The sequence below is a fragment of the Acidovorax sp. GW101-11A03 genome (assembly GCF_059424825.1).
Map to the genome: position 1 here is coordinate 60,967 of NZ_JBWKZU010000003.1, position 13,838 is coordinate 74,804.

Consider the following 13,838-nt stretch of genomic DNA (forward strand, 5'->3'; position numbering starts at 1 on the left):
GGGTCAGACCGGGGTGATGGTGGTGACCGTTTCCCGGAAGTAGTCCACCTGGCCATCGCGCGAATGGCTGGTGATCCAGGTCACGGATTCCACTTCGCGCTGTTGTACCGCATAAAAGAAGCGCTGGTGAAAGTGCGTGAGCACCCAGTCGTTGCCAAGCGGCTGGCTGTGGGTGTGCAGGATCTTCGTGCCGCGCGGGAACACCTCCACCCCGAGGCGCTGCACCACGGCCATCGCCTCGGCCTTGTTGCGGGCGATTTGCCAGCTGGTGTCGGCATCGTCGCGGTAGTGGTCGATGCGGAAGTCCACATCATCGGCAATGGTGGCCAGCAGCGTGGGCACGTCCTGCTGTTCAAAGGCGGTCAGCACGCGGTCGATGGGGAAGGTGAGCGGCGGGTTGGTCGTCATGTCAGGTCTCCGGTGGGTGGTGGGGTCAATTCATCAAACAAACCCTGGCCAGGGAGCCGCCACTGTAGGCAGAGCCCGGCGCCCACACAACGATGGAATTTGTGGGTCTGGGCGATAAAAAACCAATGGGAAGGCGGCCAAGACTGGCACTCAGTCAGAGATCCCGGGCACCTGCCGCAGATAGGCATGCAGTGCCGCAATCGACTGGCGCACCTTGGCGGGCTGCGCATCGCGCTGCGGCGTCACGGCCCAGATGTCCAGCGTGCCAAACGACCACTCGGGCAACAGCCGCACCAGCCGCCCGGCCTGCAGTGCCTCGTGCGCGTCCATGCTGCCCACCAGCGCCAGGCCCAGCCCGGCCTCGCACATCTGCTGGATGGACAGCTGGTTGTTGCTGGCAATGCGGGGCTCCACCCGCAGCGCGCGCGGCTCGCCCGCCGGGCTGCGCAGGTCCAGCAGCAGCCCGCCCCCTTCACGTGCAAAGCCCAGCCAGCTGTGGGTGAGCAGCGCATCGGGGTCGCGCGGCACGCCATGCTGCGCCAGCCACTGCGGCGACGCAGCCAGGTACCACTGCATGCCACACAGCCTGCGCGCCGCCCAGGTCGAGTCCGAAAGCCGCCCAAAGCGCACCGCCAGGTCGATGCGCGCATTGATGAGGTCGATGGGGGAATCGTCCACCAGCAGCCGCAGGCGCAGCGCCGGGTGGGCTGCCAGCAATTCGCCCAGCGCGGGCGCAATGTGGCGCGCAAAACCCACCGTGGCCGACAGGCGCAGCTCGCCGCTGGGTTCGTCGCGCGAGGCCGCCAGCTCGGCCCGCGCCTGCTCGGCGGCGGCCCACATGGCGGCGCAGCGCGCGTGATAGCGCTGGCCCGCCTCGGTCAGCGCCAGCTTGCGGGTGGAGCGGTGCAGCAGCGTCACGCCGCCATCGCTTTCGAGCTTGCGCACCTGCTGGCTCACGGCCGAAGTGCTCATGCCCAGCGCGCGTGCGGCGCCGCTCATCGATCCGTGTTGCACCACGGCGGCAAACACGGCCATGCGTTTGAGGTCTTCCATGGGGTAATTGTGAAGTACAGCTTCAAGGAGAAGGCATTTTTAGCCCTCTACCGCGCACTTTGACAAGCCCGTAATCTCACCCCATCGCAACTTTGACCCCAGGAAACCCCATGAACATCGCCCTGATCGGTGCCACCGGCTTTGTCGGCTCGGCCGTGCTGAATGAACTGCTGCAACGCGGCCACCGCGTGACTGTGCTGGCCCGCAACCCCGGCAAGCTCACCCCCCGCGAGGGCCTCACGGTGGTGGCTGCCGACGCGCAGGATGCTGCCCAGGTCGCCAAGGCCGCCGCAGGCCACGACGCGGTGGTGAGCGCCTACAACCCCGGCTGGACGGTGCCCGATATCCACGACCAGTTCCTCAAGGGCACCCGCGCCACCATCGACGGCACCAAGCAGGCCGGCGTGCGCCGCTTTCTGATGGTGGGCGGCGCGGGCAGCCTGTTTGTGGCACCCGGCGTGCAACTGGTGGACACGCCCCAGTTCCCCGCTGAATGGAAGCAGGGCGCCCTGGCCGCCCGCGAGGCGCTGAACTGGATCCGCACCGAAAACACGCTGGACTGGACCTTCCTCTCGCCCCCCATCCTGTTGCAGCCCGGCGAGCGCACCGGCCAGTACCGCCTGGGCGACGAAGCCCCGCTGATGAACGGCGAACAGCCCGGCAGCATCAGCGTGGCCGACCTGGCCGTGGCCATCGTGGACGAGCTGGAAGCGCCGCGCCACGTGCAAAAGCGGTTCACGGTGGCGAACTGAGCCTTTCCGGATTGACAGGGTCTGCGCCCAGTGGGCGCAGCCTTTTTTTGTTACTTCAGGAAAAAGCCGCCAGGTCGATCAGTGTGTGACCCAGCACTATGGGCCACAGGGTTCTCCAGTGCAGGAACCAGCGGCACATCACCCCATGCGCAAAGAAGGCCGCGATCACGCCGTGCCTGCCGTGCTCCCAGTGCGCCAGCGCGAAAATGGTTGATACGCAGAGTGTGAAGCGCATTTCTGAAGGATGTTGGCGGGCACTGGCGTACAGCAGCCATGGCAGCCCAATGAAAAAGATGCTCTCCACCAGCCCTGCGCTGACTGCCGCATAGATTTGCAATGCCGCACCCGCCAGGCCCTGAGGGAAAAGTTGCACCAACTGGAAGCTGCCAGGCGACGGGCCGAGCACCCGCCACGACAGGTTTCTCGCCACCAGAAAGGCCAGCCCTGCGGTGACGAACACCATCAGCCCCTGACCTGTAAGCGGCCACAGGTTTTTTCCGAGCGGTACGAGTCCGTAGTGTGATGGGCGCAATGCGGCTTTGTGGGCGAGCAGCCCCAGCAAGAGAGCCGGAAGCACTATCCATTGAAGCCCGTCAACCGCCCAGAAGGTCGGTACTCCCCGGCTTCCCAGGGTCGGCAGGTAAAAGCCATTGAGTTGCCAGACAAGCAGCACCGGGATCAGGGACCAGCCCACGAGCACCTGTTGCCTGGCGTTGAGAATAAACGGCCGTTTCAATGTCGAGATCAAGCGCCTCTCCGGGGTCCTGGTGGTGGGTCATCCCGTTCACCTGTCTCGGAAAGCTTTGACCGATGCGGGAGGATCATCTTCTCCGCAGCCGGATGGCCGAGCCGCATCGCCGAACGCCTGGGCGTGAAATAGTCCCCAACATGCCGTCCAGCTCCATCTGCAGGTGCGTTAGGCGGGATCTCTCACCCGATAAACCACCGCATCGGCACCAGCACGATCGACGGAAACAGCACCATCAGGAACATCATGGCGAACTGCGCTGCCATGAAGGGGATCACTCCGCGCGTGACCTCGTCCATGCGCATCTTGCCCACCCCTGCCACCACGTTCAGCACCGTGCCCACGGGTGGGGTGATCAGCCCGATGGCGTTGTTCATGATGAACAGCACGCCGAAGTAGACCGGGTCGATGCCTGCGGCCTTCACCACCGGCATCAGCACGGGCGTGAGGATGAGGATGGTGGGCGTCATGTCCATGGCGGTGCCCACGGCCATCACCAGCACCATGATGGCGATGAGCAGCAGCGTGGGGTGCTCCATCAGCGGCTTGAGCAGGGCCACCAGCTGGCGCGGGATATCGGCCACGGTGATGAGCCAGGCGCTGACCATCGCGGCGGCCACCAGGAACATGATCACGGCCGTGGTCTTGGCGGCGCTGATGAATACGTCGGTGAGCTGGCGCCAGTGCAGCTCGCGGTAGACCAGCGTGGCCACCAGCAGGGCATACACCGCAGCTACCGCCGCAGCCTCGGTGGGCGTGAAGACGCCCATCTTCAGGCCCACGATCACGATGACCGGCAGGAACAGCGCCCAGGTCGATTCCTTGAGCGCCTGCAGCTTCTCGGCCCTGGACGCCTTGGGCGGCGGCGTGACGTTTTCGCGCTGAGACACCCAGTACCAGGTGACGGCAATGGCCAGGCCCATCAGCAGACCCGGAACGATGCCCGCCAGAAAGAGCTTGCTGATCGACACGTTGGCCGCCACGCCAAACACCACGAAGCCGATGGAGGGCGGAATGACCGGCGCGATGATGCCCGCCGAGGCAATCAGCCCGCCAGCGCGCGCCTTGTCGTGCCCGGCTTTCACCATCATGGGCAGCAGCAGGGCCGCCAATGCAGCGGTGTCCGCCACGGCCGAGCCGGAAAGCGCCGCCAAAAGGCAGGCCGCCAGGATGGCCACAAACCCCAGCCCGCCGCGCCGGTGGCCCACCAGCACCAGGGCCAGCCGCACGATGCGCTGCGACAGCCCACCCACGTTCATGATTTCGCCCGCAAGCATGAAGAAGGGCACGGCCAGCAGCGGAAAGCTGTCGGCCCCGTTGATCACGTTCTGCGCCAGGATCTGCGCGTCGAACAGGTCCAGGTGCCACATGAGGGCGACGCCGGACACGAGCAGTGCATAGGCAATCGGCACCCCGATGGCCATGGCGGCCAGCAGGGAGCCGAGGAAGATGAATACCGTCATGGGTGGGCTCTCCAGGTCATTGCGGTGCAGGGTTCACTTGCGCGATGCGATGATGGGCGCCGAAGCCTCGTGGGGCACTTGGCTGCCCACGGCCGCCAGCTCCTCGGATTCGGCGATGCGAACCAGCTCGCCGTCCGGCATCTGGCCCGACACGATGCGCCACAGGTCCAGCGCCAACAGCAGCCCGGACGCCACGGCAAACACCACGCCCGACGCATAGAAGATGGCCACGGATGCGCCCGTGACCGGTGCATCCACATCCCAGTTGATGCGCGCCTGCGCCAGCGCGCCGCTGAACAGCAGCCAGGTGCACCAGATCATCAGCGCATAACTCAGGGCCAAGCAAATGCGCTGGCCCAGCGGCGGCAGGCGCGCCAGCAAAAAGTCAGTGCCCAGGTGGCCCCGCTCGCGCACCGCCACGATGGCGCCGAGGAAGGTAATCCACACAAACAGCCAACGCGAGACCTCCTCGCTGATGGCGATGCCGGAGTTGAACGCATAGCGCAGCACCACGTTGCCGAACACCATCACCACCATCACGGCCAGCGCCAGGGCAATGAGCAGGTTGATGGCGCGGCAGCAGCGGTCGATGAAGGCATTTAGCATCTTTGTCTCCTGTTTTTCTTTGGGGCGTCAGAGCGTTGAGCCCTGCAGCAGCCCGCGCTGCGCCAGGTTGGCCATGAAGGCACGCAGGCCAAAGCGCCAGGGCGGCGCGGCCTCGCTGTGTGCCACGCGGTTGTGCAGGCCGCCCAGCCAGGCACTCTGGATGGACACCAGGTCGCCCAGGTGGTGGGTGAAGCCGCCGCCGGGCTGGTCGCGGTCTTCGATGGGCGCGAACAGCGTGCCCATGAACAGCATGAACCCGTCCGGGTACTGGTGCGCGGCCAGCGTCTGCGCCACCAGGTCGGTAGGGTCGCGGCTGATACTGGCCATGGTGTTGATACCGCGCAGCTCGAAACCGTCTTGGCCTGCCACGCGCAGGTGCACCGTTTCATTGCGCACCTGTTCCAGCCCGAAGCTCGCGTCGAACAGGCGGATGAACGGGCCCAGTGCGCACGAGGCGTTGTTATCCTTGGCCTTGCCCAGCAGCAGGGCGCTGCGGCCTTCGATGTCGCGAAGGTTCACGTCGTTGCCCAGCGTGGCGCCCACGATCTGGCCCCGGCTGTTCACGGCCAGCACGACCTCGGGCTCGGGGTTGTTCCAGGCCGAGTCGGAGCGGATGCCGATGTCGTCGCCGCAGCCCATCGAGGCCAGCACGGGTGCCTTGGTGAACACCTCGGCGTCGGGGCCGATGCCCACCTCCAGGTATTGCGACCACAGGCCCTTGTCTTGCAGTAGCGCCTTCAGGCGCATGGCCTCGGGCGAGCCCGGGCGGATGTCCGCCAGGTTCTCGCCGATGAGGCCGATGACCTGGCTGCGCAGGCCCTGCGCGCGGCTGGCGTCGCCACGTGCCTGTTCTTCGATCACGCGCTCGATCAGGCTGGCGGCAAACGTCACGCCCGCAGCTTTGACCACCTGCAGGTCGCAAGGGGCTAGCAGCCAGGGGCGCCTGGTGTCGCGTGTGCCGGGCAGGCTGTTGGCCAGCAGGTCGTCCACGCTGCACAGGTACTGGCCGGTGGCGGTGCGCGCAGCCTCTGCTGGTGCCAGGGTGTCGAGCAGCGTGCTCACGGTGGGGTAGTGCGCGCTCAGGTCGAACACGCCTTCAGGCCGCAGTGCCACCACCGCAGGGCCAGGAAAGGCACCACTGGGTACCCATACCCTGCCCACCAGCGTGCCCTGCAGGCCGTCGCCGGGAAGCACTTGCAATGCGGCCTGGGGCGCACGGGCCCGTTCGGCAACTGCCGCTGCCGTCATATCGTTCATGGTGAGTCCTTCGAAAAAACGGGTGAGCGCCGGTGGCCCGCCCGTTGGTTGTCAGTGGTTGTGGCGCGGCGTCTTTTCGGAAATGCGCTGAAATGCCAGCGCAAAGTCCAGCGTGGCGCCATCGGCCAGTTGCCCAGTCTTTTCGCGGTACAGCGCCTCCCATGGCGACTGGCTCGCGGGCACGGTCGGGGCGGGCAGGTCACGCTTGCGGCGCGCGATTTCCTCGGGGGCGACCAGCGCATCGCAGCGGCCGGTGTTCAGGTCGATGCGGACCGTGTCGCCACTTTGCAGCCAACTCAGCCCGCCGCCCACGGCGCTCTCGGGCGATGCATTGAGGATGGAAGGGCTGTCTGCCGTGCCCGACTGGCGCCCGTCGCCCAGCGTGGGCAGGGTGTTGACGCCGCGCCGGATCAGCGCGTCGGGCGGCTGCATGTTCACCACCTCGGCCGAGCCCGGCCAGCCGATGGGCCCCGCACCGCGCATGACCAGGATGCAGCCTTCGTCGATGTCGAGCGCCGGGTCGTTGATGCGCGCGTGGTAGTCGTCCGCGCCCTCGAACACCACGGCACGGGCTTCGAAGATGCCCTCCTGCCCCGGGCGGCTCAGGTAGCGCTGGCGGAAGGCTTCGGAGATCACCGAGGTCTTCATGATCCCGAAGTCGAACAGATTGCCGCTGAGCACCATGAACCCCGCCTTGTGCATGAGCGGGTTGCTGAAGGGGCGGATCACCTCGCGGTCATGGGTCTCGCGGCCCTGCAGGTTTTCGCCCACTGTCTTGCCGGTCACGCTGGCGCAGTCGCCGTGCAGCTTGCCCGCCTGCTGCAGCTCCCACATCAGTGCGGGCACGCCACCGGCGCGGAAGAAACGCTCGCCCAAAAACTGGCCCGCAGGCTGCATGTTCAGCAGCAGGGGCAGGTCGTAGGCGTGGTCGGTCCAGTCCTGTGCATCGAGCTGCACGCCCGCGTGCCGCGCCATGGCCATGATGTGCACCTGCGCGTTGCTGCTGCCGCCGGCCACGCTCACCACCGAAAGCGCGTTCAGGAAGCTCTCGCGCGTCAGGATGCGTGAGGGGCGCAGGTCTTCGTAGGCCATCTCCACGATGCGCCGCCCGGTCTCGTACGCCATCTGGCCGCGTTCGCGGTAGGGCGCAGGAATAGCCGCGCAGCCCGGCAGCGACAGGCCCAGCGCCTCGGCCACCGCGTTCATGGTGGAGGCCGTGCCCATGGTGTTGCAGTGCCCGGCGGAGGGCGCGCTGTTGCAGGCGCGTTGTAGAAATTCCTCCTCATCGATCTCGCCCGCCGCGAGCTGGCGGCGGCTGCGCCAGATCACGGTGCCTGAGCCCACCAGCTGCCCTTCGTGCCAGCCGTCCAGCATCGGCCCGCCCGAGAGCACGATGGCCGGGATGTCCACCGTGGATGCGGCCATGATGCCCGCCGGTGTGGTCTTGTCGCAGCCTGTGGTCAGCACCACCGCGTCGATGGGGTAGCCGTACAGGATCTCCACCAGGCCCAGATAGGCCAGATTGCGGTCCAGCGCGGCGGTGGGGCGGCGGCAGTTTTCAAAGATGGGGTGGACGGGGAACTCCATTGGGATGCCGCCCGCATCGCGGATGCCGTCGCGCACGCGGCGCGCCAGGTCCAGGTGGATGCGGTTGCAGGGCGACAGGTCGCTGCCCGTTTGCGCAATGCCGATGATGGGCCGGCCCGAGCGCAGTTCTTGGGGCGTGAGCCCGTAGTTCATGAACCGCTCCAGGTACAGCGCGGTCATGTCCGAGCGCTCGGGCGCGGCAAACCATTCGCGGGAGCGGAAGGGGCGGCGGGGTGTTTGGGTCATGGGGTCGGGGCATCGCAAAAGAGGGGCTGGGCGCAGCCGGACGCTGCGCCTCGGGGAACAAACCAGTGGCTTACTTGCCGCCCCGCGCCTTGGCCAGCTCGCCCATCAGCTCGCTGGTGGTCTCTTCACCAAACTCCTTGCCGTACTTGGCCAGCACGGGTTGCAGCTTGGTGCGCAGCTTGGCCTGCTCGGCGGCGGGCAGCTCGGTGATCTGCATGCCGGCCTTCTTTAGCTCGCCCAGAGCGGTTTCGCTGAAGGCGCGGATGGTCTTGCGCTCGAACAGCGTGGCTTCGCGCGCGGCCTCCTGCACGATCTTCCTTTCGTCGGCCGAGAGTCCGTCCCAGGTCTTCTTGGAAATGAGCAGCACCCAGGCGCTGTACATGTGGCGCGACAGCACCAGATGCTTTTGCACCTCATAGAACTTGCTGGCCAGGATGGTGGCGGGCGGGTTTTCCTGGCCGTCCACGGCCTTTTGTTCCATGGCGGTGTACAGCTCGGTGAACGGCATGGGCGTGGCGTTGGTGCCCAGCGCGTTGAAGGTGTCGAGGAACAGGGGGCTCTGGATCACGCGCAGCTTCAGGCCCGCCAGATCGTCGGCCGTGTTGATGGGTCGGCGCGAGTTGGTCACATGGCGGAAGCCGTTTTCCCAGAAGCCCAGGCCGATCAGGCCCTTGTCCGGCAGCATGGCCAGCAGCTTCTGGCCGAAGGGGCCGTCGAGCAAGGCGTCGGCTTCGGCCTCGGTGTTGAAAGTGAGAGGCAGGTTCAGCACGCCAAAGGGCTTGATCAGCGACATCAGCGTGGACGAGTCCGGAATCGTCATCTCCAACGTGCCTCCGCGCAGGGCCGAGGTCATGCTCACGTCGTTGCCCAGGGCGCCGCTGGCAAACAGCTTGGCGTTCATCTTGCCGCCGCTCTTGGCCTGCAGTCGCTCGGCAAAGTGGCGCACGGCCTGGGCCTGCGGGTGGTCGTCGCTCAGGCCGATGCCGACCTTGAAGGTGTGTTCCTTGACTTGCGCGGCGACGGGGGCGGCGAGGGCGGCCAGCAGCGCAGCGGCAAGCGCCACGGATTTAGCGAGGGAATGGAATTGCATGGTGTCTTGTCTCCGTTGGAATGGCTGACCCCATTGGTGAGGTCTTCGGCGCCTGCGGCTTTTTGTGGGCCAGCCGTCATGAACGCAAGGCGAAGGTTAGGTTTCGCGCCCCTGCGGGTCCACTGAATGTTTTGCGACAATCCATTTCAAACGCTTATGAGTCCAGACGAATTTCCGGGTAAACCCTTGTCTTTGGCGCAGGCCTGTGCGCGGCTGCGCTTTCGGCATTTGCAGTTTCTGGACATCCTGGGCCGCACGCGCAACCTGCGGCTGACGGCCGAGCAGATGCATGTCACGCAGCCTGCGGCCACCAAGATCCTGATGGACATCGAGGAGATCCTGGAGGCGCGCCTGTTCGACCGCCTCTCGCGCGGCATGCGGCCCAACGAGCTGGGGCTTTTTACGCTGCGCTACGCCAGCGCAGCGCTCGATGGGCAGCGCAAGTTTGTGGACGAGTTCAACGCCCTCAAGCAGGGCGGCCACGGGCACCTGACGGTGGGGGCCATCACCGGCTCGGCCGCGCACGTGCTGGTGGCGTCGGTGGTCGAGATCCAGCGGCTGCGGCCCCTCTTGGTCATCAAGATCCTGGAGCAGAGCAGCGACCAGCTCATCGCCTGGCTGGCCGAGCGCAAGATCGACCTGATGATCGGCCGCTTCACCACCGAGGACCAGCGCAGCCAGTTCCACTACGAGCACCTGTCCGCCGAGCCGCTCCATGTGGTGGGTGGGCAGCACCACCCGCTGCGCGGCGCCACCGACCTGTCGCTCACCGAGCTGGCCCACTGGCCGTGGATTCTGTACCCCGCCTCCACGGCCGTGCGCAAGGTGTCGGACGACCTCTTCGGCGGCGCCGGCCTGGCGCTCACGGCGGGGGTGGTGGAGACGCCGTCCTTCCTGTTTGCGCTGGAGCTGATGAACACCACCCACATGATGTCGCTGCAGCCTGCCGCGCTGATCCAGAAATACGTGGACCGGGGCCTGCTCTCGCGCATCCCCGTCGAGCTGCCCGACCGCATGCCCAGCTATGGCCTCATCACTCGGCTGGGCGAGCCGCCCACCCCTTCGGCGCAGGCTTTCATCGACGTGCTGCGCGAGACGGCGGGTGTGGCGCCGGACGTTGTGGGGGAGTAGCAAGGCCCGCGCTATGCATGGCCCCTTTCGATAACCAATGGTTATTGGAAATTGGGGCGGCCAGGCCCTGCCGTTATGCTCTGCGCCCTTTCCCGCAACCCAGGCCTTTTTCTCCATGACCGACGCACCCGACACGCCCGACACCATCCAGGAACCCCGCTGCTGGAGCGATGGGCGCTGGACGGCGCAGGTCATCAAGAACGAAGACGACGACGGCTGGGCCGTGGCCATGACACTGAAGGGCGAGGCCGAACCCGCGCTGGTGGGCCCCTGGACCATGGGCCGCGACAAGAAGAACCCCAAGCCGCTCGATGTGTCGGCCTTCCACACCCTGGTCAAGACTGCGAGCGAAGTGGTGCGGCGCCATGAGCAGCAACTGCACGCGCAGCTGAACAAGAGCGTGCACATCACCACCGCAGACGGCCATCGCCTGCGCGTGGCGCTGGCCATCGTGCCCGATGAGGAAGGCGCCACGGCCACGCTGAGCGCGCAGGACGAGCTGGGTGAAGAGGTTGCCCGTGCGTCCGCGCCGCCCACCTTCAAGCTCACACCCGCCAGCGCAGCGGCCTGGGCCGAAGGCGGGTTTCAGCGCGTGCGCTGAGTGCGCCGCAAACCATCAATCACCGTTCACGCTGGGCCTGTCGAAGCGCTGCGCAAGGCTTCGACAGGCTCAGCCCGAACGGACGTTGGCGGTGCGTGGATCGTCAAACAACGCCCAAACCACATGCGCAGCGGATGTCCAGGCCAATCGCCTTGGTGACCATGCTGGCTTCGACGACCTCCTAAAATCCCAACCGTCGGCCTCGAATGACCTTCGGGGCCGACAGCGTTCTCAGGGCGGGGTGGAATTCCCCACCGGCGGTATTTGTTGGCTGAAAGGTCGGCAAGAGCCCGCGAGCGCCTGCGGTGCCGTTCTTCGGAACAGGCCTGCAGGGTCAGCAGATCTGGTGCGAAACCAGAGCCGACGGTCACAGTCCGGATGAAAGAGATCGCGAAACCCACAGCACCCGCCATGGGTGGCTGGGCCACAGCGTTTGCCCGCGTGCCTGTTGGCGTGCTGGCATGGGCGACGGCCTGCGCCGCCTTGTGGGGGCGCAGTGTTCGCGCGCGCCCTGATTCTGGTACGACCTGTTTTGAGGAACCCATGAATCAGTCTTCTGCTACTTCTTCCGTCTCTCCCCTGGCCCCTGCAGCCGCCCATCGTGGCGCCCGCGTGGCCATCATCAGTGCCAGCTGGCACCAGGACATCGTGCACCAGGCGCGCGACGCGGCCCTGGCCGAGTTCGACCGCCACGGACTGCCGCCCGCGCAGGTGGCGCTGTTCGACGTGCCCGGCGCGTTCGAGATTCCGCTGTTGGCCCGCAAGCTCGCGCGCAGCGGGCGCTACGACGCCATCGTGGCCTGCGCGCTGGTGGTCAACGGCGGCATCTACCGCCACGAGTTTGTGACCACCGCCGTCATCGACGGCCTGATGCGCGTGCAGCTCGACACCGAGGTGCCCGTGATGTCGGCCGTGCTCACGCCGCGCGACTTCCATGACCACGAAGACCATGTGCGCTTCTTCCGCGAGCATTTCGTGAAAAAAGGCACCGAGGTGGCCCAGGCCTGCCTGCAGACCATGGCCTACCTGCGCAAGCTGGCATCGCCCACGCTGGCCACCCCCCAGCAGGCCACGCCTGCGGTGGCCGAGGCCGTAGCAGCCTGAGCGGACCTGGCGCCACTCTCTGCCACGCCCGTCAATACTGTATTGCTATTAAATATGTAGCTATAAAGGCTTTATGGGCGCGCGGTAGCGGCCTTTTTTATCCGTAAAAGACCGCTCAGGTCGCGGCCAGCCGGGGCTGGCGGCCCATGGGCGCCGTGGGGTGTGCCAGGGCCGGGGCATCTGTCTCTGCCAGCCGGAACACCGCCACCGCCTGCACCAGCTGCTGCGCCTGCACCTTCAGGCTGTCGGCGGCGGCGGCACTTTGTTCGACCAGCGCCGCGTTCTGCTGCGTGGCCTGGTCCATCTGCATCACCGCTTCACCCACCTGGGCCACGCCCGCGCTCTGTTCGCTGCTGGCCGCGCTGATCTCGCCCACGATGTCGGTCACGCGGCGGATGGAGGCCACCACCTCGGTCATGGTGGCACCCGCCTTGTCCACCAGCGTGGTGCCCAGCTCCACGCGCTCCACGCTGGCGTGGATCAGACCCTTGATCTCCTTGGCGGCTTCGGCGCTGCGCTGCGCGAGGTTGCGCACTTCGCTGGCCACCACGGCAAAGCCCCGGCCTTGTTCACCAGCCCGGGCCGCCTCGACGGCGGCATTCAGCGCCAGGATGTTGGTCTGGAAGGCAATGCCGTCGATCACGCTGATGATGTCGGCGATCTTCTTGCTGCTGTCGTTGATGCCCTTCATGGTGGTCACCACCTCGGCCACCACGTCGCCACCCTGCACGGCGACGGTGCTGGCGCTCACCGCCAGCTGGTTGGCCTGGCGCGCGTTTTCGGCATTGGCCTGCACGGTGGAACTGAGCTCTTCCATCGATGCCGAGGTCTCTTCCAGCGCGCTGGCCTGCTGCTCGGTGCGCGCACTCAGGTCGTTGTTGCCCTGCGCGATCTCGGTGCTGGCGGCGGCCACGCTGTCGGCGTTGTTGCGCACGTTGCTCACCACGCGCGACAGGCTTTGCTGCATGGCATGCAGTGCGTTGAGCAGCATCGCAATCTCGTCCTTGCCCTGCACATGTGCGGCCACGGTGAGGTCGCCGCTGGCCACGGCCTGCGATACGCGCACCGCGTTGTCCAGCGGGTTCACCACCGTGCGGCTGAAGGCCACGGCCCCCGCAATGCCCAGGGCGCATACCACCAGCATCACGCCCAGGCTGATGGTGGTGGCGCGCTGCGCGGTGGCGGCGGCGCGTTCGGCCACCTCGCTACTGGCCTTGGCAATCAGGTCGCCCGCCTGGTCCAGCAGTTGCGAGGGCTCGCGGTCCATGCCCGCCACGGCCTTGTCGCCCGCCTGCGGGTCGTGGTCGGCGGCCTTGAAGGCCTCCAGCCCCTTGCGGTAGGCCGCGCCCATGCGCTCGTGCGCCTGCGCAAACTGGCTCACGCGCTCGCGCCCGTCGCCAGGGGGCAGGGCGGCCATGAGCTTTTGCGCCTCGTCCTTGATGGCCTTTTCCTGCTTTTCAAACGCGGTCCAGTAGCGCGTGAGCTGGGCCGGGTCCTTGCCGCGCAGCAGCACGTTTTTCCATTCCTGCACCTGCACCTTGAAGCTGTTGAGCATGGACGAGGCCCGCCGCTCGTTTTCAAAGCTTTGCGCCACCGTGGTCTGGTAGGTGTCCAGGGCCTGGTTCAGGCGGCTGATGCCAAACAACGCCGCCGAAAACAGCAGCAGCAAGGCCACTGTGAAGGCGAGGGGGAGCTTGAGGCTGAGCTTCATGGCGGACTCCTTGGTTTTGTGGCAACCAGCGTGGGGGAGTGAAGAAGACTGCAGATAGGCACCAAAAACGCCGCTGGGGCC

At 66.5% G+C, this 13,838-nt stretch carries 13 protein-coding genes and 1 riboswitch; of the genes, 4 read left to right on the forward strand and 9 right to left on the reverse strand.

The features are described from left to right. Window positions 1-3: 3 nt before the first annotated feature. Together AC07Z7_RS02400 and AC07Z7_RS02405 are read right to left on the reverse strand one after the other, a co-directional pair. Window positions 4-408: a nuclear transport factor 2-like protein gene (locus AC07Z7_RS02400; protein WP_094288224.1), complete on the reverse strand. Its 405-nt coding sequence runs from the start codon at window positions 406-408 to the stop codon at window positions 4-6. A 150-nt stretch (window positions 409-558) separates the two neighbouring features. Then, a complete protein-coding gene (locus AC07Z7_RS02405; protein WP_252660829.1) occupies window positions 559-1,461 on the reverse strand; it encodes a LysR family transcriptional regulator in 903 nt (300 codons plus the stop codon). A gap of 110 nt (window positions 1,462-1,571) precedes the next feature. Here AC07Z7_RS02405 and AC07Z7_RS02410 point away from each other — a divergent pair, with 110 nt between their 5' ends. Next, entirely contained in the window at window positions 1,572-2,213 is a 642-nt protein-coding gene (locus AC07Z7_RS02410) for an NAD(P)-dependent oxidoreductase (protein WP_494765197.1), read from the forward strand. Between the two features lie 55 nt (window positions 2,214-2,268). Here AC07Z7_RS02410 and AC07Z7_RS02415 read toward each other — a convergent pair whose 3' ends face one another. The 6 genes from AC07Z7_RS02415 to AC07Z7_RS02440 all read right to left on the reverse strand — a co-directional run bounded on the left by AC07Z7_RS02415 (window position 2,269) and on the right by AC07Z7_RS02440 (window position 9,210). Continuing rightward, window positions 2,269-2,961 carry a CPBP family intramembrane glutamic endopeptidase gene (locus AC07Z7_RS02415; RefSeq protein ID WP_494765198.1) on the reverse strand — a complete coding sequence of 231 codons (693 nt, stop codon included), beginning with the start codon at window positions 2,959-2,961 and terminating at the stop codon, window positions 2,269-2,271. Window positions 2,962-3,143: 182 nt separating this feature from the next. Then, window positions 3,144-4,424: a TRAP transporter large permease subunit gene (locus AC07Z7_RS02420; RefSeq protein ID WP_494765199.1), complete on the reverse strand. Its 1,281-nt coding sequence runs from the start codon at window positions 4,422-4,424 to the stop codon at window positions 3,144-3,146. Between the two features lie 33 nt (window positions 4,425-4,457). After that, window positions 4,458-5,030: a TRAP transporter small permease gene (locus AC07Z7_RS02425; protein ID WP_494765200.1), complete on the reverse strand. Its 573-nt coding sequence runs from the start codon at window positions 5,028-5,030 to the stop codon at window positions 4,458-4,460. A 27-nt stretch (window positions 5,031-5,057) separates the two neighbouring features. Continuing rightward, entirely contained in the window at window positions 5,058-6,287 is a 1,230-nt protein-coding gene (locus AC07Z7_RS02430; RefSeq protein ID WP_494765201.1) for a fumarylacetoacetate hydrolase family protein, read from the reverse strand. A gap of 51 nt (window positions 6,288-6,338) precedes the next feature. Next, the gene (locus AC07Z7_RS02435; protein ID WP_494765202.1) at window positions 6,339-8,120 is read right to left on the reverse strand and encodes an IlvD/Edd family dehydratase; all 1,782 of its coding nucleotides are present in this window, start codon (window positions 8,118-8,120) and stop codon (window positions 6,339-6,341) included. A 70-nt stretch (window positions 8,121-8,190) separates the two neighbouring features. Further along, window positions 8,191-9,210 carry a TRAP transporter substrate-binding protein gene (locus AC07Z7_RS02440; protein ID WP_494765203.1) on the reverse strand — a complete coding sequence of 340 codons (1,020 nt, stop codon included), beginning with the start codon at window positions 9,208-9,210 and terminating at the stop codon, window positions 8,191-8,193. A 156-nt stretch (window positions 9,211-9,366) separates the two neighbouring features. Between AC07Z7_RS02440 and AC07Z7_RS02445 the strand changes: the two genes are divergently transcribed. From AC07Z7_RS02445 to AC07Z7_RS02455, 3 genes are all read left to right on the forward strand, one after another. Continuing rightward, window positions 9,367-10,341, forward strand: a complete 975-nt coding sequence (locus tag AC07Z7_RS02445) for a LysR family transcriptional regulator (RefSeq protein ID WP_252660821.1) — start codon at window positions 9,367-9,369, stop codon at window positions 10,339-10,341. Between the two features lie 115 nt (window positions 10,342-10,456). Continuing rightward, window positions 10,457-10,942: a hypothetical protein gene (locus tag AC07Z7_RS02450; RefSeq protein WP_494765204.1), complete on the forward strand. Its 486-nt coding sequence runs from the start codon at window positions 10,457-10,459 to the stop codon at window positions 10,940-10,942. Window positions 10,943-11,165: 223 nt separating this feature from the next. Beyond that, window positions 11,166-11,336, forward strand: a riboswitch (FMN riboswitch). 149 nt (window positions 11,337-11,485) lie between these two features. After that, complete coding sequence (locus AC07Z7_RS02455) at window positions 11,486-12,046, forward strand: 6,7-dimethyl-8-ribityllumazine synthase (protein ID WP_494765205.1); 561 nt, start codon at window positions 11,486-11,488, stop codon at window positions 12,044-12,046. 115 nt (window positions 12,047-12,161) lie between these two features. On the opposite strand, the gene AC07Z7_RS02460 is transcribed toward AC07Z7_RS02455, so the two are convergent. Further along, the gene (locus tag AC07Z7_RS02460; RefSeq protein ID WP_494765206.1) at window positions 12,162-13,757 is read right to left on the reverse strand and encodes a methyl-accepting chemotaxis protein; all 1,596 of its coding nucleotides are present in this window, start codon (window positions 13,755-13,757) and stop codon (window positions 12,162-12,164) included. Window positions 13,758-13,838: the final 81 nt, after the last annotated feature.

Coding starts and splice junctions, on each gene's coding strand:
- AC07Z7_RS02400 (WP_094288224.1), bottom strand. CDS start 408: ATGACGACCAACCCGCCGCTCACCTTCCCCATCGACCGCGTGCTGACC.
- AC07Z7_RS02405 (WP_252660829.1), bottom strand. CDS start 1,461: ATGGAAGACCTCAAACGCATGGCCGTGTTTGCCGCCGTGGTGCAACAC.
- AC07Z7_RS02410 (WP_494765197.1), top strand. CDS start 1,572: ATGAACATCGCCCTGATCGGTGCCACCGGCTTTGTCGGCTCGGCCGTG.
- AC07Z7_RS02420 (WP_494765199.1), bottom strand. CDS start 4,424: ATGACGGTATTCATCTTCCTCGGCTCCCTGCTGGCCGCCATGGCCATC.
- AC07Z7_RS02425 (WP_494765200.1), bottom strand. CDS start 5,030: ATGCTAAATGCCTTCATCGACCGCTGCTGCCGCGCCATCAACCTGCTC.
- AC07Z7_RS02430 (WP_494765201.1), bottom strand. CDS start 6,287: ATGAACGATATGACGGCAGCGGCAGTTGCCGAACGGGCCCGTGCGCCC.
- AC07Z7_RS02435 (WP_494765202.1), bottom strand. CDS start 8,120: ATGACCCAAACACCCCGCCGCCCCTTCCGCTCCCGCGAATGGTTTGCC.
- AC07Z7_RS02440 (WP_494765203.1), bottom strand. CDS start 9,210: ATGCAATTCCATTCCCTCGCTAAATCCGTGGCGCTTGCCGCTGCGCTG.
- AC07Z7_RS02445 (WP_252660821.1), top strand. CDS start 9,367: ATGAGTCCAGACGAATTTCCGGGTAAACCCTTGTCTTTGGCGCAGGCC.
- AC07Z7_RS02450 (WP_494765204.1), top strand. CDS start 10,457: ATGACCGACGCACCCGACACGCCCGACACCATCCAGGAACCCCGCTGC.
- AC07Z7_RS02455 (WP_494765205.1), top strand. CDS start 11,486: ATGAATCAGTCTTCTGCTACTTCTTCCGTCTCTCCCCTGGCCCCTGCA.
- AC07Z7_RS02460 (WP_494765206.1), bottom strand. CDS start 13,757: ATGAAGCTCAGCCTCAAGCTCCCCCTCGCCTTCACAGTGGCCTTGCTG.